This is a genomic window from Lentzea sp. CC55, assembly GCF_021056325.1.
GTDB lineage: Bacteria > Actinomycetota > Actinomycetes > Mycobacteriales > Pseudonocardiaceae > Lentzea > Lentzea jiangxiensis.
On sequence record NZ_JAJCXE010000032.1, the window covers coordinates 1 to 17896 of the forward strand.

Genomic DNA, 17896 nt, shown 5'->3' on the forward strand with positions numbered 1-17896 from the left:
CGGCGGCGGGCTTGGTGCCCTCGGCGTCGGAGGCACCGGGGGGTGCGGTGACCTCGCGGACCTTCGTGCCGATGTCCTGGCCGCGGTCCACGATCTCGGTCGCGGAGTCCTTGATGGCCGTCATGTCGTCGCGGATGTCGTTGATCGAGTTGCGGACGTCGCGCCCGGCCTCTGCCACCTCCTGGGTGGCGTTCATGGCCTCGGCGAGGGAGTCGGCGTCCTTCAGCTTGCCGATCGCGGAGAAGACGCGGCCGACGGCGTCGAAGAGCGCCTTCACGTCGGCGATGAGCTTCTGGACCGTCTCGATGATGTCCATGACGCGCCGGTAGATCTGGTACGCGTTCCAGACCATCTCGGCGGCCTTGATCCAGCCGCCGACCGGGATCCAGACGGTGGCGGCGGCCTCGAGCAGCTTGTTGACGAGGTAGTCGAGCAGGCGGGCGGCCTGCTTGCCGAGCGCCTCCGCCCCGGACGCGACGGTGTCGAAGCCCTTCGCGATCAGCTGGGCGACGCCCATCTCCGCGAGCAGGCCGGCCTTCCAGCCGAGCGCGATGTACTTCTCGTGGGCGCGGGCCGCGTCGCCGTCCCAGTGGTCGCGCACCTTGCCCACCGCGTCGGTGAGGTTGTACGAGACGTCGTTCATGGCGTTGCCGACCATGCGCCACGCGTCGCCGTCGGCGCGGATCTTCGACCAGTCGCCGGTGATCGGCGTGATGATCGTGGCGACCAGGCTCTCGCCGGTCACCGCCTCGAACACCCAGTTGACGGCCTGGACACCCCAGCCCTGCTCCTGCAGGACGTCGTTGAGCGACGCCCGGTCGACCTCGGGTTGCTTGAGGGAGGCCGCGACCGGGCGCACGGACTGGTAGCTCGCGGTGGTCACCTGAGGATCCCCTCGAAGATCGCCCGCTGAGCCCGGTCGAGGTCCTCGTAGGTCTTCGCCGTCGCGTCCACCGCGGAAGCCGTGCCCTCGAGCTTCGATTTGCCGAAGTCGAGCGTCTCGTCGAACAACGCGCGCACGACGTCCACGCCCGGCTGCAGCAACGTCAGCAGACCGGTGAAGCCCGCCTTGTCGCAGGCCGTGGCGTGGACGTACTTGCGGATCGTCTCGAACTCTTGGGCCTCGGTGCGCAGGTACTCGGCGTACGCGCGCAACTCGGCCGCGTCGGTGTGCATCGACGACACAGCGTCCCCCCTGCGGACTCAGGTGCTCAGGTCACGCTGTGACGCACAGCTCTCGTCACCAGTTCCCCGTGCGGTGGAAGTTCTCCAGCCGTTCCAGGCACGGGTCGAGGTGCATGCCCTGAGCGGCTACCCATGTGTCGTCGTAATAGGTGTTCGCGTAACGCTCGCCGCCGTCGCACAGCAGCGTGACCACGCTCCCGCGCGCACGGGACTGCCGCATCTCGGCGACGATCTGGAACGCTCCCCAGAGGTTCGTGCCGGTGGAGCCGCCGACGCGCCGGCCGAGCAGGTCCTCCACGTACCGGATCGTCGCGACCGACGACGCGTCCGGGACCTTGATCATCCGGTCGATCACCTCGCCGATGAACGACGGCTCCACCCGCGGCCGTCCGATGCCCTCGATGCCCGAGCCGCGCGTGCCCACCAGGTCGCGGTTGCCGTCGCGCCAGGCCTCGAAGAACACCGAGTGTTCGGGGTCGACGACGGCCAGCCGGGTGTTCAGCTTCTGGTAGTGGACGTACCGGCCGATGGTGGCCGACGTGCCGCCCGTGCCCGCGCCGACGACGATCCAGTCGGGCTCCGGCGAGGGCTCCAGCCTCATCTGCTCGAAGATGGACTCGGCGATGTTGTTGTTGCCCCGCCAGTCCGTGGCCCGCTCGGCGTGGGTGAACTGGTCCATGAAGTGACCGCCGAGCTCGGCCGCGAGCCGCCGCGACTCGTCGTAGAGCGCCGACGGCTCGTCGATGAAGTGGCACTTCCCGCCCTGCCGCTCGATCAGGGCGACCTTCTCGGCCGAGGTCGAACGGGGCATGACGGCGATGAACGGCAGCCCCAGCAGCCGCGCGAAGTACGCCTCGGAGACCGCCGTCGACCCGGACGACGCCTCGATCACGGGGGTGCCGCCGGTGATCCAGCCGTTGCAGATGGCGTAGAGGAACAACGACCGCGCGAGCCGGTGCTTCAACGAGCCCGTGGGGTGCGTCGACTCGTCCTTCAGGTAGAGGTCGATGCCCCATTCGAGCGGAAGCGGGTAGCGCAGCAGGTGCGTGTCGGCGCTGCGGTTCGCGTCCGCCTCGATGATCCCGACGGCCTCGCACACCCAGTGCCTGGTCCTGCTGCAAACGCGGTCAACGGAGGTACTCACAGCCCGCACGATAACCGGGCAGACGTCCTATGCCTGGGTGACAGGACCTTCGTCACCGCGCAGCTCGGACCGCAGCTTGTCCCGCTCGGCCCTGCGCGCCGCCTGGTGCTCGTTCAGGCCCGCCGCGACCCGCTGGCGCAGCCCCTTGAAGAGGAACAACGACGCAGGCAGCGCCACGACGACCCCGACGGCCAGCGCCGGGAGCAAAGGAACCTTGAACAACAGCAGCGCGCCGGTCACCGCCGCGACGAGGCCGAGGCGTGCGAGGACGTAGAGCGTCACATCACGAGCGAGCACCCGTTCAGGTTACGTCGCCTTCCTCGTCGCCGGTGTTCGGGCGCCCCTCGAACCGCGTGGAGAGCACCACGGTCGTGCGGGTGCGGGCCACCCCGGGGATGCGCCGCAGACGGCCGAGCGAGCGCTCCAGGTCGTCGACCGTGGCCACCCTGACCTTGACGATGAACGACTCGTCGCCCGCCACCCGGTAGCAGGACTCGACCTCGTGCAGCTCACCGAGGGCGACGGCGACCTCGTTGTCGTCCGCGATGTCGGTGGGGTGGATCCCGATCAGCGCCGTCACGCCCAGGCCGACCGCGCTGGGGTCCACGACGGCGTGGTAGCCGACGATCACGCCGCTGGACTCGAGCTTGCCGACCCGCTCGTGCACGGCGGACGCGGACAGGCCGACCTGCCTGCCGAGATCGGCGTACGTGGCCCGTCCGTTGGCGCGCAGCGCGGCGATGATCTGCCGATCAAGAGCATCCACCCGCGACACCCTATGCCCCACGTGTCCGGGCACACAGCGGACCTCGCGTGTCCGGTTCGCCCCCTGCGTCCCTTACTACCTCTTTACCAAACAACAAGCGTTCGAGTACCTGATGGGTCAGATGCCACGATCAGACCGGAACGTCTGATCTGAGGAGGACGAGTGACTGCAGCCACCGAGCGGCTCTTGACGCCTGGGGAAGTCGCCAATCTGTTCCGGGTCGACCCGAAGACCGTGACCCGATGGGCCACCGCAGGTCGCATCGGCTCGATCCGCACCCCTGGAGGACATCGCAGGTTCCGTGAGACCGAGGTGAAGCAGCTCCTCTCGGAGTTGACGACCGAGGCGACTGAACCCGTTCGCCATTGAAACCGTAGTAACTCCTGTGCCGCGGGTAATCTCGTGGCAAAGGGAGGTGGCGACACGATGATCTACCTGCTGGCGGTGATCGGTGCGCTCACCGTGGCTGTGCTCGTGTGGCGAGCGTTCGCCCCGCAGCACTCGGAGTACACCCCAGGCCGCAAGGTGATCGCACCCGACGACGACCCGGAGTTCCTGCGCAAGCTCGACGAGCAGCGCAAGCGCGAGGAGTGAACGGAAAAGGGGCCCTGATCGCAGGACCCCTTTCCGCCACTGTCCGACGTACCCGCCTCAGGAGTGCGGGAAGTCGTCCGCGACCACCGCGGCGAGTTCCAGCAACGCGAGCCGGGTCTCCGGCGCGAGCTGGTCCAGCGCGATCTCGGCGCCCTCCTCGAGGTGGGCGTCGAACGGCAGGCGGACCACGGCACGGCACCGCTGCTGGAAGTGGGCGGCGAGCTTGTCGATGTCGACCTTGCCCGACTTCGGGCGCACCGAGTTGATCACGCACACGGACTTCGCGACCAGGTCGCGGTAGCCGTGAGCCTCCAGCCAGTCGAGCGTCGCGGCCGAGGTCTGCGCGCCGTCGACGGAGCCGGACGACACCAGGACCAGCGAGTCCGCCTCGTCCAGCACGCCCTTCATCGCCGAGTGCATCAGTCCGGTGCCGCAGTCGGTCAGCACGATGTTGTAGAAGTGCTCCAGCAACGCCACCGTGCGCCGGTAGTCCTCTTCGCTGAACGCCTCCGACACCGCCGGGTCCTGCTCGGACGCCAGCACCTCAAGGCGCGCGGGCGACTGCGAGGTGTACGCGCGCACGTCGCTGTACTTCGTGATCCGCGGTGCGTCGCGCAGAAGGTGGCGCACGGTCGCCGTGGTCTCCCGCGGGATCTTCAGCGCCAACGTGCCGCGGTCGGGGTTCGCGTCGACGGCGATCACCCGGTCACCGCGCAGCGACGAGAACGTCGAGCCCAGCGTCGTGGTCGTCGTGGTCTTGCCGACACCACCCTTGAGCGACAGCATCGCGATCTTGTAGCACCCGCGCAGCGGCTGGTTGATCCGCGCGATCAGCTCGCGGCGGCGCACGTCGGCAGGGCTCTCGCCGAGGTTGATGGCGCCACCGGTGACCGTGTGCAGGGTCTTGCGCCAGCCCGACGTCGGCGGGCGCTTCTCCTTCTTGATCAGCTGCTGCGACGACACTTCCTGCGCCTGCGAGCGGTACTGCTGCTGCGGGAAGTTGTTCGGGAACGGCGAGCCGGCGAACTGCCCGTACTGCGCCGCGTTCTGCCCCGTGCTGTGCGGACCGGACGGGCCACCACCGACCGGATGAGCACCCGACTGGCCGCCGCCCACCTGGTAGCTGCCCGACTGCGAACCGGGCACCGGGTACGGACCCGACGCGGTGCCGGGCACCTGGTAGGGACCGGAGGCACCGCCGGGCACCTGGTACGGGCCGGAGGGGTTGCCGCCCACGTGGTAGGGGCCGGATTGGCCGCCGCTGACGTGCTGCGGGCCGGATTGCTGCGGGTCGAGGTAGGCCGCCGCCTGAGGGTCGACGTACTGCGGGCCGGAGCCCTGTTCCTCACCCGGTGGTTGCCATGTCACCGCTGTGGCCCTCCCTGAGCAAGGGGACCAGGACTTCCCCGACCCCCGAGTTGCGACGGTACGCAACCACCAGCGGTTCCATCGACGTGGGGGCCAACTCGTCAGAGACCGGCGTAAGAATGCAACCCGGTCGCGACCAAGTTGATGAAGAACAGGTTGAAGACGTTCAGCGCGAAGCCCGCGACGTTGATCCAAGCGGCCCCGCGGCCACGCCAACCGGCCGTCGCACGCGCGTGCAGATACGCCGCGTAGACCACCCACGAGACGAACGCCACCGTCTCCTTGGGGTCCCAGCCCCAGAACCGGCCCCATGCCGCTTCCGCCCAGATCGCGCCGCAGATGATGCCCGCGGTGAACAGCGGGAACGCGAGCACCGTGGTCCGGTACGACATGCGGTCGAGCACGTCGGCGGACGGCAGCTTCGGGAAGCGGTCGGTCTGGCGGTCCTTGAGCAGGTAGAGGATCGACGTGACGCCCGGGATCAGCAGGATGCCGGAGGAGATCGAGATCACCGAGACGTGGATCACCAGCCAGTACGACCGCAGCGCGGGCTGGACCGGCGCCGACTCGGCGTAGAGGACGGTGCCGCCGAGGAACAGCAGGACCAGGATCGGGGGCAGCACGAACACGCCGAGCCGGCGGATCGGGAACTTGACCATCAGCACGATCCACGTCGCCACGGCCGCGAGGCACAGCAGCGACATGTACTCGTACATGTTGCCCCAGGGCGCCCGCCCGGCCGACAGACCGCGCATGACCAACGACCCGAGGTGCAGCAACGCGCCGAGGACCGTCATCGCGGCGCCCATGCGACCGATGCGTTCGGCCTTGGTCAGCTCGCTCTTCGGCTCGTCGGCGAGGACGTTCGGCGCACCGGCACCGACCAGCGCCCCGGCCTTGCGCGGCGCACGGGAGAAGGCCTGCTCGACCGCGTAGAGCAGGACCGCGAACAGGTAGACGCCCAGAGCGCTGCGGTACAGCCAGTCGCTGTAGGTCGCGAGTGTCTCGTTGACCGGCATCAGGACTTCTCCTCGTTCAAGACCGCGCGGGCGAGGCGCGTGAACTCCTCGCCGTATCCTGCCTGGTCAGTACGGGCGAGCCCGCCGACCTCGACCAAAGTACGCCCGTCCTCCAAACGGGTCGCACGCACCCACACCCTGCGGCGCTTGACGGTCAGCGAGACCCCCAGGCCGAGGATGATCAGGATGGCGAACGCCAGCACGTACCCCTGGGTCGGGTCGTGCGAGACCTGCAACGACACCCAGTCGCTCACGGAGTCGAAGCGCACCTTGGTGCCGTCGTCGAGCGCGATCTCCTCGCCCAGCGCGAGGTTCTTGCGCGCGACCTTCTGCAACCGGCCCTGCTCGACCAGCTTCGCGTCGATCGAGAAGATCGACTGGCCACGTCCGTCGTCCACCCCGAGATCGCCGCGGTACACGTCGACGGCGGCCATCGGGTTGTTCAGCGCGGGGAACTTCGAGGTCAGGATGCCGCCGTGCAGCAGCGGCGTCGGCGCCAGCAGCCCCGTCACCGCGATCTGGTTCTTGCGCCGCGTCTCGGAGTCCGTGATGCCCGGCGGGTCGAACTTCGTGGCGCCCTCGGAGGCCAGCGTGAGCTGGTCGGCCGGCAGCCACTGGATGCCCTGCGTCCGCTTCTCGCCGTTGGGGAACGTCACCGTGAACGTCGGCGTGTAGCCGTGACCGAGCAGGTAGACGCGGTCGCCGTCGGTGCGCAGCGGGTGGTTGACCTGCAGCGTGTAGGGCTTCCAGGTGTTCGTGGCGAGGTCCTGGCCCGACTGGTAGCGGATGTCCGCCTGGAAGCCGACGGGCTGGCCGTTGTCGAGGTACTCCGCGGAGAACTCGCCGATCTCGACGCAGAACGGAGTGAGGTCCGTGCCGTCGACCTGCAGGCCCGGCCGGAACGAGTCGTAGTTGAAGATGCCGCCGTTGCAGAACTGGCCGCCGTTGGCCTGGACGATGACCTGGCCCTCGTAGCTGAACATCTTGCCCAGCGCGAACGACACCAGCAGGCCCAGCAGCGCGAAGTGGAAGACCAGGTTGCCGGTCTCGCGCAGGAACCCGCGCTCAGCGCTGACCGTGCCCTCGCCGGCGTCCATCCGCCAGCCGCGCATGGCCTTCTTCGCGCGCTCGACGGCCTCGTCCGGCGTGATGTCGAGCTCGGCCTGCGCGTGGTGCGGCATGCGGGAGAGGTTGCGCGGCGTCAGCACCGGCTTCGAGCGCATCTGCTTGAAGTACTCCCACGTGCGGGGCAGCAGGCACCCGACGAGGGAGGTGAACAGCAGCAGGTAGATCGCGGCGAACCACGGCGTTGCGTAGACCTCGAAGAACCCGAGCTTCAGGAGCAGTTCGCCCCACCAGCCCCTTTGAGCGACGTACTCGTCGACCTTGGCCGCGTTGAGCGACAACTGCGGCAGCAGCGCACCGGGCATCGCCGCGAGTGCGAGCAGGAACAGCAGCGTCAGCGCGGTCCTCATCGACGTGAGGCCGCGCCACGTGTTGCGCAGGAAGGCGATCACTAGAGCGGCAACTCCACGACGTCGACGAACGAGTAGCGCAGCCACCCGACGAACTCACCCCAAAGCCCGGTGACCAGCGCGATCCCGACCAGGATCAGCAGCACGCCGCCGAAGATCTGCACCTGCCGGGCGTGCGTGCGCAGCCACTTCGTGACTCCCAGCGCCCACCGAGCCCCGAGCGCGAGCACCACGAACGGCAACCCGAGCCCCAGGCAGTACGCGAGCACCAGCACGGCCCCGCGCACCGTCGACGACCCGACCTCGGTGCTGCGCGCCACGGCCAGCACCCCGGCGAGCGTCGGCCCGACGCACGGCGTCCACCCGAGCGCGAACACGGCCCCGAGCAACGGCGCCCCGACCAGCCCGGCCCTGGGCTTCGCGTGGAACCGCACGTCCTTCTGCAGCGCCGGCACCAGCCCGATGAACACGAGCCCCATCAGGATCGTGACGACCCCACCGATGCGTTGGAACAGATCAGCGTTGAGCAGAAATGCATCCGTGGCACCGAGGATCGTCATCGAGGCCAGCACGAAGACCACTGTGAACCCGCCCACGAACAGCAGCGAGGCCCCGGCCACCCGCAACCGCCCGGCCTTCGCGGGCTCGTCGGCCTCGACCCGGGGCGCCTCGGCCCCGACCAGCCCGGCGAGGTACGCCAGGTAACCGGGCACGAGCGGCACCACGCACGGCGACGCGAACGAGATGAAGCCAGCGAGCAGAGCAACCCCGGTGGCCAGCAGCAACGGTCCGGAAATCGCCAGATCGGTGGGGTTCACACACCTCAGAGTAGGTAGTTGCCCAGATCACGCGACGACCGGTGTCGGTTTTGCCCCGACACAAGGCTTGGGCCAAAAGTACGACGATTGCCGCTTGTGAGTGACACCATGGTTGCTTAGCGTCAACACATGCATCGTTCGCGGCTGCTCCTCCCAGCGCTGACCGTCACCGCGCTGGCCCTGTTCGCGCAGGTACCGACCGGTGGCGCCGCCCCGGCGATGGAATGGCGCGAGGTCTTCGGCGAAGACGGCTCGATCACGCAGGTCCGGACCCCGAAGGCACCGGCGGAGAAGTCAGCGGGCCTGCAAGCCCTCGCAGCGGCGGAAGTCACGAAGATCTTCGGCGACCGCGACTCGTCCGACGCCTTCGACCTGGTCTTCGTGGGCGACGGCTACACGGCCGACGACCTCGCCACCTACACGGCGAACGTGCGGAGCAAGTGGGACGAGCTCTCCGCGGTGGAACCCTTCGCCACCTACAAGGCGTACTTCAACGTCTGGCAGGTCGACGTCATCTCGAACGAGTCCGGCGTGGACCACGACCCGACCAAGGGCATCGCGAAGGACACCGCCCTCGACATGGGCTTCTGGTGCCAGGGCCGGGACGCCAACACGGAACGCCTCCTCTGCGTCAACGAGACCAAGGCCAAGGAGTACGCGGCCCTCGCCCCGCAGGCAGACCAGGTCATCGCCCTCGGCAACACCGCGAAGTACGGCGGAGCAGGCGGCTCGGTGGCCACCGCCGCGGGCTCGAACGCCTCAGCGGGCCAGATCGCGATCCACGAACTGGGCCACTCGATCGGCGGCCTGGCCGACGAGTACGACTACCCCTACGCCACCTACACCGGCACCGAACCACGCGAGTTCAACGTGACCAAGGACCCGACCGGCGCCAAGTGGGGCGAGTACCTGGGCCAGCCCTCCCCGGACGGCGGCGTGATCGCCCCGGTCGAGGGTGCGAGGTACTACAAGAACGGCCTGTACCGCCCCACCGAGAACTCGATCATGCGAACCCTGGGCAAGCAGTTCAACTCGATCGGCCGCGACGCGATGATCAAGGCGTTCAAGGCGAAGATCCCGTCGCTGAACGAGCCGGTGGCAGCACCTCCCACGCCTTAGGCGGCCAGCGACAGACGCAGCCGAAGCTCCAGCGCGAGGCCGAAGGCGAGCCGAAGCAAAGGCGAAGCCGAGCCGCTTTTGCTCTTGCTTTTGCTTTCGCTTTTGCTTTTCAGGCGGCCCCGCAGGTGGGGTATCCCGTCACGAGTCGCACCTCAGCTCTCGCTGCATTCAGGTAGGGGTGTCAACTCGACACGCTTTTCGTCGAGTTGACACCCCTACCTGAATGTGGCCAGCTCCTGGTGCGACTCGTGACGGGACACCCCACCGGCCCCACCCCACAACGAACACAACCGGCAGCCGCCCAACACAAACAGGCGTGCCATCAACCCACGACCGGCGCGGGCCCCCGATCAGATTGCCGGGGGTCTGGGGGCAGAGCCCTCAGGAAAAAGCACGCAACCGCAACCAGGCCGCACGCAACAGGCGAACACGACCGAGCCGCACGCAACAGCGAAAACGCAACAGGCTGCACGCGACAGCGGAAACGCACTCAGGCCACACCCCGCCCAAAAACCGCCACATCCAGCACAAACGCAAGCTGACGCAGGCGTCCCCCCACCCTCAGGACCCCTCGCAACACAACCTACCCAGAACCCCCGACAAGATCATTCCCGAGCCAACTCCTCCACCACGCCCTGCAGATCAGAAGCCAGCACAGGAACCAGGAAAACAGCAGCTACCCGGTGCTCCTTGTCCACCACGAAAGTGGAGGGGACGGCATTGGCGGGCAATCCCCGGAAAACGTTCACGAAACTACGAGAAGAAGCATCGTAGATGGACGGGTAGGTCAGCGACCGGTCCCGCATGAAGTCCCGCGGCTGGGCCTTCGACGTCTCCTTGACGTCGACCCCGAGCACCTGGGTCCCGGAGTCGAAGACCTTCTGCATTTCCGGCGCCTCGGTGCGGCAGGGTCCGCACCAGGCACCCCAGATGTTGATGACGACGGGTTTCCCGGCGAAGTCGGACAGCCGGACGGTCCGGCCGTCCTCCATCAGGGACTCCCCCTCGAGCCCCGTCAACGGCTTCCGCTCACCGGGCGCGTACCGGAGCTTCACCTGCCCGCCGGGTGCCACGAGGTAGAACTCGCCGGCACCGATCTGGGCGACGTCCTTGCCGGTGGCGCACCCCGCCAGCAACAGCAGCAGGACCAGCAGGCGCTTCATGCCCCGGTCACCCGGGGGTTGGTGGCGCCGACGGGTTCGGTGTAGACGATCCGGACCAGCTGCTCGCCCTCGAAGACGAGCGAGGTCAGGGAAGCCAGCGAGCACTCGCGCCGGCGCGGGTCGTGCCACATCCGCTTGCCCTCCAGGAACCGGCGCACGGTCCAGATCGGCAACTGGTGGGAGACGCACACGGCCTCGTGCCCCTCGGCCAGCGACCGGGCCTTCTGCACGGCTCCCAGCATCCGGTGGGCGATCTCGATGTACGGCTCGCCCCACGACGGCCGGAACGGGTTCACGAGCTTCGGCCAGTGCTGGGGGGAGCGCAGGGCACCGTCCCCCACGGCCACCTTCAGCCCCTCGAACTGGTTGTCGGCCTCGATCAGCCGCTCGTCCGCCGCGAGCTCCAGCCGGTGCGAGTCGGCGATGGGGGCGGCGGTCTGCTGTGCACGGTCCAAAGGCGACGCGACGACGTGCACGATGTCGCGGTCCGCCAGGTGTTCTGCGACGGTCAGGGCCTGCTTCTGGCCGCGCTCGGACAGCTTGAAGCCGGGGATGCGGCCGTAGAGGATGCCGGTCGGGTTGTGCACCTCGCCGTGGCGGAGCAGGTGGACGGTGGTGCGGCTCACTGGCGGGCCTCCTTGGCGGCGCGGGCCGCGTGCGGCAGTGCGTCGGCGATCACGGCGAACTCCTCTTCACCCATGGCGGCGTTCACGAACCACGCCTCGAAGGCCGAGGGCGGGGCGTAGACGCCTCGTTCGAGCAGGGCGTGGAAGAACGGCGGGAAGCGCCACGTCTCGCACGCCTGGGCGCCCGCGTAGTCCTTCACCTCCGAGGAACCGAAGAACACGCTCACCATGTTCCCGGCGAACTGCACGCGGTGCTCGACGCCCGCGTCGGTCAGCGCGGCGGTGAAGAGCGCGCCCAGGCGGGTCGCGTTGCGGTTCAGGGCCGCGTAGACGTCATCGTTGGCCGCGCGCAGCGTGGCCAGGCCGGCGGCGACCGCCACGGGGTTCCCGGACAGCGTCCCGGCCTGGTAGACGGGGCCGGAGGGCGCGAGTCGCGCCATGACGTCCGCGCGGCCGCCGAACGCCGCCGCGGGCAGGCCGCCGGACATGACCTTGCCGAACGTGTAGAGGTCGCCGCGCACGCGCTCGAGGCCGTACCAGCCGGCGCGCGAGACGCGGAAGCCCGTCATGACCTCGTCCATGACGAGAAGCGCGCCGTCGGCGTCGCACAGGTCGCGCAGGCCCTGGTTGAAGTCGGCGCCCGGCGCGACGGCGCCCATGTTGCCCGCCGCGGCCTCGGTGATGACGCAGGCGATCTCGCCGGGGTTCTCGGCGAACGCCGCCCGCACGGCCTCGATGTCGTTGTACGGCAGCACGATCGTGTCCTCGGCCTGCGCGCCCGTGACGCCCGGCGACGAGGGCAGGCCGAGCGTCGCGACGCCGGAGCCCGCCTGGGCGAGCAGCGCGTCGACGTGGCCGTGGTAGCAGCCGGCGAACTTGACGACCTTGCGGCGCTCGGTGAACCCGCGGGCCAGGCGGATCGCGCTCATCGTGGCCTCGGTGCCCGAGTTGACCAGGCGGACCTGCCGGACCGGCTCGACGCGGTCGACGATCTCGGCCGCGAGGTCGATCTCCCCCTCGGTCGGCGTGCCGAACGACAACCCGGAGGAGGCCGCCTTCTGCACCGCCTCGACCACGGCCGGGTGGGCGTGCCCGAGGATCATCGGGCCCCACGAGGCCACCAGGTCGACGTACCGGTTGCCGTCCGCGTCCCACAGGTGCGGGCCCTCGCCGCGCACCATGAAGCGCGGAGTGCCTCCGACGGAGTGGAACGCCCGCACCGGAGAGTTGACCCCGCCGGGGGTCAGCGTCGACGCGCGCTCGAACAGGGCCTGGGATCGACTCGCAGTCACGATCCCAGTCTCACATGTCGGAGCCGGCGGCTTTCTGCGGCCGGGTGCGCACGGCCAGCAGGCCCTGCCGCACGGCGTCGAGGGCGAGGACCACGGCCAGCGTCACCGCGCCGGCGGCGGTGCCCAGCCAGTTGCCGTACAGGCGCGTGGAGGTCAGCGACGCGCCGCCGTCGCCGGGGTACTCGAGGCGCACGACACCGCGGTTCCAGCACCACACGGCGGCGACGACCAGCAGGACGATCGCGACGACCTCGCCGGCGGCGATGAGCCACCGCTTGGGCTGGTGCAGGCCCGGGCCGGCCGGCGGTGCCTCTTCGGGCTCCTCCACGACGGTCTCCGGCTCGGTCACGGCCTCTGTCACGCCGCTCACCTTCTCACGACCCGGCGCAGCGCCGCGAGGAAGGCTTCCGGATCACGCGCCCAGCCCAGCACCACCGCGCCGTCGCACAGCCGCAGCGGCACGGCGGTCGTCCCCTTGGGCACCGACCACCCGCCGCCGAGCACCCGCGCACCGGCCGGCGCGCCCACGTCCGAGCAGGCCTCGATCATCGCGACCGGCATCTTCTCGCGCCCGAACTGGACCTCCTCGGCCGTCAGCACGACGCTGCCGGTCTTCACCCGGCCGTGGACCCACAGCACCGCGCCGAGCGCCAGCGCGAGGCCCACGACGGTCCACAGGACCACGGACGCGGGCCCGGTCAAAAGCTCGACGAGGTACCCGGTCACCGCGAACGCCGGTCCCCACAGCAACGGCCACCAGCTGCTGCCCGACTCGCGGTAGAGCACTAGCGCACGTACCTGTTCGACGCGGGCAGGAACTGCAGCACGAGGGCGGCGACGGTCAGGCCCGTCGTCACGATGGTCATCGTCACAGTCGGCTGCCACACCTCCCCGCCCACCGCGATGAACGTGATGGCCATCATCGACAGGACCCCGAGCACGCCGAGGATGGTGAGCAGGATCCGCGCCCAGTTCTGACCGTTGCGCAGCACGATGGCGAACGCGACGTACGGCGCGGCGGCGACGAGCATGGCGAAGCCGAACAACGTCGCCATCACCCGCAGCCCGAGCTCGCCGGCCTGGCGGTCCTCCTCGGAGAGCACCCTGTCGCCGTTGACGAAGAAGTCGGCGTTGGTGAGCAGCATCACCGGCAGCACGGCCACGGACAGCACGGCGCCCGCGATCCAGGTCCACGCCGCCGCGGTGATCGTGGCGGGCCTCGGCGGGGCCATCTCGTAGGGCTGCACCGGCGGCAACGGCGCCATCGAGAAGCTCTCCTGCCCGACGTGGCTCACCTGGTACTGCCCGCCGGGCTGCGGCGTCACCGGGTAGGCGCCCGCCGGGTTCTGCCACTGGACGTCGTCGCCCGGGTTCGCCCACGGGTCGTGCGGTTGGGTCACTGCTCACGCACCTCCGCCAGCCACTGTGCCGTACGCGCCTGCCACGTGAAGACGATCGCGGCGCAGATGAGCAGCAACGTGACCAGGTTGGACGCGCTGACGCCGAGGAACAGGATCCAGATCATGTGCAGGATCGCGATGAACGACAACGCGACCCGCGGCCAGTTCTTGCGCTTGAGGAAGAGCCTCGTGAGCCACGCGTAGGCGGCGACGAAGATCAGCGCGACGACCGACAACGTCGCCAGGAAGCTCATGACCTGCCCTGACGTCCAGTTCGTCAGCTGCTGGACCTCACCGCGCTGGAACCACAGCCCCGCCGTGGTGAACACGACGAAGACCGCGTTCGCGAGCCAGAGGCCGACCGCGATGCGGACTGGCCGGGGAACGTCCTCCTTCACGCCGCCTGCTCGCGTTCGGTGAGGTGGTCGCTCGACTGCCGGAAGTAGAAGAGCACCAGTCCGGACACGGCGACCAGGGCGGTCACGACGCCGAGCACGTTCGTGATCATCTGGAAGAACAGGCCGATCAGCAGCGTGATCATCAGGCCGGTGCGGCTCTTCTTCAGCCCGGACCGCACCTTGCCCGCGAACCACACCGCGAGCCCGGCCAGCACGGCCGTGACCACCAGCGAGACGACGACCACGACGGTCGTGCTCGACGCGAGCATGTCCCGCGTGATCTTCGGGTCCCTGTTCGCCCTGACGGCGGCGTCGACCAGCAGCTCGGTGTTGAAGGCCATGTACAACGCGGACAGCACGCCGAGTGCGGAGCCGGCGACGACGAGCCAGTAGCCCGCGGTGATCGCGCCGGGGGTGCCCGGTTCCTTCGGTGACTTCACGGTCGAAACCTAGGTGCGCGGCAAGGCACTGTCCACCGCGCCACGTTTCCGGAAGTGCCCGGGCACCCGGTACATCAGCACGACCGCCGTCGTTTCGAGCACCGCGGTGACCACCGTGACGGCCAGGTCGAGCGGCCGCATCTCCACGCCCGCGGACGCCGCGGCCCCGCCGGCCCACGCCACGAGCCGGAACAGTCCGAAAGCGACGGACGCGACACCCAGGACCGTCAGCACGACCCTGGCCCAGTTGCGGCCGTGCGCCATCCTGGTGGCCAGCCGCGTGTACACGAACAGGAACGCGGCCGCGACCACGAGTCCCAAGAGGACACCGCGGTCGACGGCGGCGTCGACCTGGTCCTGCCCCAGTGCGGGGTTCTGACGGCGTGCTTCGGCGACGAGGGTCTCGCGGTCGAAGAGCTCAGCGACGAACCGCGTCATGCCGACGCACGCGCCGGCGATCCACAGCCAGCGCGCGACGTCGACCAGCTTCGGGACGGGGGTGGCTACCGGTCCAGCCACCGGGCGGCTTCCACGGCCCAGTAGGTGAGCAGGATGTCCGCACCGGCGCGGCGGATGGACGTGAGCGACTCGAGGATCGAGCGCTCCCGGTCGATCCAGCCGTTCGCGGCGGCGGCCTCGATCATCGCGTACTCACCGGAGATCTGGTACGCCGCAACGGGAACGTCCGAGACCTCGGCGATCGCGCGCAGCACGTCCAGGTACAGCAGGGCGGGCTTGACCATGACCATGTCCGCGCCCTCGGCGAGGTCCAGCCGCACCTCGCGCATCGCCTCGCGGGCGTTCGCGGGGTCCTGCTGGTAGGTCTTGCGGTCGCCCGCGAGCTGCGACTCGACGGCGTCGCGGAACGGGCCGTAGAACGCCGAGGCGTACTTCACCGCGTACGCGAGGATGCCGGTGTCGGTGAAGCCCGCGGCGTCCAGGGCGTTGCGGATGAAGGCGGTCTGGCCGTCCATCATGCCGCTGGGGCCGACGACGTGGGCACCGGCGCGCGCCTGGGCCACGGCCAGCTCGCCGTAGGCCTGCAGCGTGGCGTCGTTGTCGACGGTGCCGTCCGCGGCGAGCACGCCGCAGTGGCCGTGGTCGGTGAACTCGTCGAGGCAGCAGTCCGACATGAGGACGGTGCTGTCGCCCAGCTCCGCGCGCAGGTCGTTCAGCGCGACGTTGAGGATGCCGTCCGGGTCGGTGCCGGCGGACCCGACGGCGTCGCGCTCGGCCGGGACGCCGAACAGCATGATGCCGCCGACACCCGCCTGCACGGCCTCGACCGCGGCCTTGCGCAGCGAGTCGCGCGTGTGCTGCAGAACGCCCGGCATGCTGCTGATCCCGGCCGGCTCCGCCAGGCCTTCCTTCACGAACATCGGCAGCACGAGCTGGCGGGGGCGCACCTCGGTCTCGGAGACCAGGCGGCGCATGGCGGGCGTCGTGCGCAGACGCCTCGGCCGGTGAAGTGGGTACATCGGAGACTCCCTGACTTCGAGAGAGTCGAAGGGGCCACCCAAAGGATCTTGAGTGGCCCCGACGGCTTCAGTGTGTTCTAGCTCCTGCGCAGGCGCTTGGTCTTGCGCGGCGGAGGCAGCGCTCCCTCGGCGCGCAACCGGGCGGCGTGGGCGGCCAGCGCGTCGACCAGCGCGGGCACGTTCGCCTCCTCGGGCTGCACGTCGACCCGGAGGCCGAACTCCCGCGCCGTCTCGGCGGTCTGCGGGCCGATGCACGCGACCAGCGTGCGGGCGTGCGGCTTGCCCGCGATGCCGACCAGGTTCCGCACGGTCGACGACGAGGTGAAGCACACCGCGTCGAAACCACCGGACTTGATCATCTCGCGGGTGTCGGCGGGCGGCGGGGCCGCACGCACGGTGCGGTACGCCGTCACGTCGTCGATCTCCCAGCCACGCTCGCGCAGGCCCGCGGCCAGCGTCTCGGTGGCGATGTCGGCCCGCGGCAGCAGCACGCGGTCGACCGGGTCCAGGATGTCGTCGTAGGGCGGGAAGTCGTTCAGCAGGCCCTCGGACGACTGCTCACCGGACGGCACGAGCTCGGGGATGATGCCGAACGAGCGCACCTTCGCGGCCGTGGCCTCGCCGACGCAGGCGATCTTCACGCCGGAGAACGCGCGGGCGTCCAGGCCGAACTCGCGGAACTTCTCCCACACGGCGCGCACGGCGTTGGTCGAGGTGAAGACGACCCACTGGTAGCGGCCGTCGACGAGACCCTTGACCGAGCGCTCCATCTGCGCGGGGCTGCGGGGCGGCTCGACGGAGATCGTCGGCACCTCGACGGCGATCGCGCCGTGCGAGTGCAGGCGCTCGCTCATCGCGCCGGCCTGCTCCTTGGTCCTCGGGACCAGCACCCGCCAGCCGTACAGCGCCCGCGACTCCCACCAGGAGAGCTTCGAGCGCGCGGCCGCGGCGGCGCCGACCGTGACGACCAGCGGACCGCCCATCTCACCTGCGTCGGCCGCGACGGCGGCCAGCGTGGTGTCGACGGTGCGCTGCTGGAAGCCCGTGCCCTCGGCGGTCACGGCGACCGGGGTCTGCGGCGCGAGGCCGTTCTCGACCAGGTTCGACGCGGCCTCGGCGAGGTGCGAGCCGGTCGCGTGCAGCACGAGCGTGCCGGGCGAGGCCGCGAGGCCCGCCCAGTCCGTCACCGCGCGCACGTCGACCTCGGTGTGCACACCGCCGAGCGCGACGCCCGCGTACGCCGGGACCGCGGTGCCCGAGGGCACGCCGGGGACGACGTCGAACGGGATCGTCGACTTCGCGACGGCCTGCGCCTCCTTGACGACCGAGTCGAGCGTCAGCGGGTCACCCGCGACGAGGCGGACGACCGTGGCGCCGTTCTTCGCCTCGTTCACCAGGTCCTTGGCCACGTCGGCGGACTCGCCGACAGCGGGGCGGACCTCGACTCCCTCCGGCACGGTCGCGAGGACGTCCGCGGGGACGTCCGGGTCGGTGACCACGAGTTCAGCCCTGGTGAGCAAGTCGTGGGCCCGGACCGTGAGCAGCCCGGTGTCGCCGGGGCCGGAGCCCACGAAGGCGACGCGTCCGGGGGTCTTGCGTGCGCGGGTCATC

General features: G+C 69.7%; 22 protein-coding genes and 1 pseudogene. 3 read left to right on the top strand and 20 right to left on the bottom strand.

Annotated features, from left to right (window positions below; all coding sequences use genetic code 11):
- The 5 genes and pseudogenes from L6E10_RS25160 to L6E10_RS25180 form a co-directional block, all read right to left on the bottom strand.
- Positions 1-883: pseudogene (locus tag L6E10_RS25160) on the bottom strand (hypothetical protein); the annotation flags it as partial.
- On the bottom strand, positions 880-1176 hold the full coding sequence (locus L6E10_RS25165; RefSeq protein WP_236222016.1) for a hypothetical protein: 297 nt from the start codon (positions 1174-1176) through the stop codon (positions 880-882). The gene L6E10_RS25165 and the pseudogene L6E10_RS25160, both read right to left, overlap by 4 nt.
- A 64-nt stretch (positions 1177-1240) precedes the next feature.
- Positions 1241-2329 carry a PLP-dependent cysteine synthase family protein gene (locus L6E10_RS25170; RefSeq protein WP_236222018.1) on the bottom strand — a complete coding sequence of 363 codons (1089 nt, stop codon included), beginning with the start codon at positions 2327-2329 and terminating at the stop codon, positions 1241-1243.
- A gap of 27 nt (positions 2330-2356) precedes the next feature.
- Positions 2357-2626, bottom strand: a complete 270-nt coding sequence (locus L6E10_RS25175) for a DUF4229 domain-containing protein (protein ID WP_236222020.1) — start codon at positions 2624-2626, stop codon at positions 2357-2359.
- A 4-nt stretch (positions 2627-2630) separates the two neighbouring features.
- Entirely contained in the window at positions 2631-3095 is a 465-nt protein-coding gene (locus L6E10_RS25180; RefSeq protein ID WP_236222022.1) for an Lrp/AsnC family transcriptional regulator, read from the bottom strand.
- 162 nt (positions 3096-3257) lie between these two features.
- Between L6E10_RS25180 and L6E10_RS25185 the strand changes: the two genes are divergently transcribed.
- Positions 3258-3464 (top strand): BldC family transcriptional regulator, encoded by a 207-nt coding sequence (locus L6E10_RS25185; protein ID WP_089915625.1) that lies wholly within the window; start codon positions 3258-3260, stop codon positions 3462-3464.
- 57 nt (positions 3465-3521) lie between these two features.
- A complete protein-coding gene (locus tag L6E10_RS25190) occupies positions 3522-3689 on the top strand; it encodes a hypothetical protein (RefSeq protein WP_090046371.1) in 168 nt (55 codons plus the stop codon).
- A 57-nt stretch (positions 3690-3746) separates the two neighbouring features.
- Here L6E10_RS25190 and L6E10_RS25195 read toward each other — a convergent pair whose 3' ends face one another.
- From L6E10_RS25195 to L6E10_RS25210, 4 genes are all read right to left on the bottom strand, one after another.
- The gene (locus tag L6E10_RS25195) at positions 3747-5057 is read right to left on the bottom strand and encodes a MinD/ParA family protein (protein ID WP_236222023.1); all 1311 of its coding nucleotides are present in this window, start codon (positions 5055-5057) and stop codon (positions 3747-3749) included.
- A gap of 101 nt (positions 5058-5158) precedes the next feature.
- Complete coding sequence (gene ccsB / locus L6E10_RS25200) at positions 5159-6076, bottom strand: c-type cytochrome biogenesis protein CcsB (protein WP_236222025.1); 918 nt, start codon at positions 6074-6076, stop codon at positions 5159-5161.
- A complete protein-coding gene (locus tag L6E10_RS25205) occupies positions 6076-7551 on the bottom strand; it encodes a cytochrome c biogenesis protein ResB (RefSeq protein WP_236222075.1) in 1476 nt (491 codons plus the stop codon). Before L6E10_RS25205 ends, ccsB begins: the two co-directional genes overlap by 1 nt.
- Positions 7552-7592: 41 nt before the next feature.
- On the bottom strand, positions 7593-8369 hold the full coding sequence (locus tag L6E10_RS25210; RefSeq protein WP_236222027.1) for a cytochrome c biogenesis CcdA family protein: 777 nt from the start codon (positions 8367-8369) through the stop codon (positions 7593-7595).
- A gap of 129 nt (positions 8370-8498) precedes the next feature.
- Here L6E10_RS25210 and L6E10_RS25215 point away from each other — a divergent pair, with 129 nt between their 5' ends.
- Positions 8499-9488 (top strand): M64 family metallopeptidase, encoded by a 990-nt coding sequence (locus L6E10_RS25215; RefSeq protein ID WP_236222029.1) that lies wholly within the window; start codon positions 8499-8501, stop codon positions 9486-9488.
- A gap of 605 nt (positions 9489-10093) precedes the next feature.
- Here L6E10_RS25215 and L6E10_RS25220 read toward each other — a convergent pair.
- The 11 genes from L6E10_RS25220 to L6E10_RS25270 all read right to left on the bottom strand — a co-directional run bounded on the left by L6E10_RS25220 (position 10094) and on the right by L6E10_RS25270 (position 17895).
- Complete coding sequence (locus L6E10_RS25220; RefSeq protein WP_236222031.1) at positions 10094-10651, bottom strand: TlpA disulfide reductase family protein; 558 nt, start codon at positions 10649-10651, stop codon at positions 10094-10096.
- Positions 10648-11277: a histidine phosphatase family protein gene (locus L6E10_RS25225; RefSeq protein WP_236222032.1), complete on the bottom strand. Its 630-nt coding sequence runs from the start codon at positions 11275-11277 to the stop codon at positions 10648-10650. Before L6E10_RS25225 ends, L6E10_RS25220 begins: the two co-directional genes overlap by 4 nt.
- A complete protein-coding gene (hemL, locus tag L6E10_RS25230) occupies positions 11274-12569 on the bottom strand; it encodes a glutamate-1-semialdehyde 2,1-aminomutase (RefSeq protein WP_236222033.1) in 1296 nt (431 codons plus the stop codon). Before hemL ends, L6E10_RS25225 begins: the two co-directional genes overlap by 4 nt.
- 10 nt (positions 12570-12579) lie before the next feature.
- Complete coding sequence (locus L6E10_RS25235; protein ID WP_236222034.1) at positions 12580-12930, bottom strand: hypothetical protein; 351 nt, start codon at positions 12928-12930, stop codon at positions 12580-12582.
- A 5-nt stretch (positions 12931-12935) separates the two neighbouring features.
- The gene (locus L6E10_RS25240) at positions 12936-13355 is read right to left on the bottom strand and encodes a DUF3093 family protein (RefSeq protein ID WP_236222036.1); all 420 of its coding nucleotides are present in this window, start codon (positions 13353-13355) and stop codon (positions 12936-12938) included.
- Positions 13355-13969: a hypothetical protein gene (locus L6E10_RS25245; protein ID WP_236222037.1), complete on the bottom strand. Its 615-nt coding sequence runs from the start codon at positions 13967-13969 to the stop codon at positions 13355-13357. The genes L6E10_RS25240 and L6E10_RS25245 overlap by 1 nt, the downstream gene beginning before the upstream one ends.
- The gene (locus tag L6E10_RS25250) at positions 13966-14367 is read right to left on the bottom strand and encodes a hypothetical protein (protein WP_236222039.1); all 402 of its coding nucleotides are present in this window, start codon (positions 14365-14367) and stop codon (positions 13966-13968) included. Before L6E10_RS25250 ends, L6E10_RS25245 begins: the two co-directional genes overlap by 4 nt.
- Positions 14364-14807, bottom strand: coding sequence for a hypothetical protein (locus L6E10_RS25255; RefSeq protein WP_236222041.1), 444 nt, complete (start codon positions 14805-14807; stop codon positions 14364-14366). The genes L6E10_RS25250 and L6E10_RS25255 overlap by 4 nt, the downstream gene beginning before the upstream one ends.
- Positions 14808-14816: 9 nt before the next feature.
- On the bottom strand, positions 14817-15326 hold the full coding sequence (locus L6E10_RS25260; RefSeq protein WP_236222043.1) for a hypothetical protein: 510 nt from the start codon (positions 15324-15326) through the stop codon (positions 14817-14819).
- Entirely contained in the window at positions 15311-16285 is a 975-nt protein-coding gene (gene hemB, locus L6E10_RS25265; RefSeq protein ID WP_236222045.1) for a porphobilinogen synthase, read from the bottom strand. The genes L6E10_RS25260 and hemB overlap by 16 nt, the downstream gene beginning before the upstream one ends.
- 77 nt (positions 16286-16362) lie before the next feature.
- Positions 16363-17895 (bottom strand): bifunctional uroporphyrinogen-III C-methyltransferase/uroporphyrinogen-III synthase, encoded by a 1533-nt coding sequence (locus tag L6E10_RS25270; RefSeq protein ID WP_236222047.1) that lies wholly within the window; start codon positions 17893-17895, stop codon positions 16363-16365.
- Position 17896: the final 1 nt, after the last annotated feature.

Excerpts from the sequence above, each read along its gene's own strand:
- hemB (WP_236222045.1), bottom strand. The coding sequence starts at position 16,285 with ATGTACCCACTTCACCGGCCGAGGCGTCTGCGCACGACGCCCGCCATG.
- L6E10_RS25270 (WP_236222047.1), bottom strand. The coding sequence starts at position 17,895 with ATGACCCGCGCACGCAAGACCCCCGGACGCGTCGCCTTCGTGGGCTCC.
- L6E10_RS25205 (WP_236222075.1), bottom strand. The coding sequence starts at position 7,551 with ATGAGGACCGCGCTGACGCTGCTGTTCCTGCTCGCACTCGCGGCGATG.
- L6E10_RS25165 (WP_236222016.1), bottom strand. The coding sequence starts at position 1,176 with ATGCACACCGACGCGGCCGAGTTGCGCGCGTACGCCGAGTACCTGCGC.
- ccsB (WP_236222025.1), bottom strand. The coding sequence starts at position 6,076 with ATGCCGGTCAACGAGACACTCGCGACCTACAGCGACTGGCTGTACCGC.
- L6E10_RS25215 (WP_236222029.1), top strand. The coding sequence starts at position 8,499 with ATGCATCGTTCGCGGCTGCTCCTCCCAGCGCTGACCGTCACCGCGCTG.
- L6E10_RS25190 (WP_090046371.1), top strand. The coding sequence starts at position 3,522 with ATGATCTACCTGCTGGCGGTGATCGGTGCGCTCACCGTGGCTGTGCTC.
- L6E10_RS25220 (WP_236222031.1), bottom strand. The coding sequence starts at position 10,651 with ATGAAGCGCCTGCTGGTCCTGCTGCTGTTGCTGGCGGGGTGCGCCACC.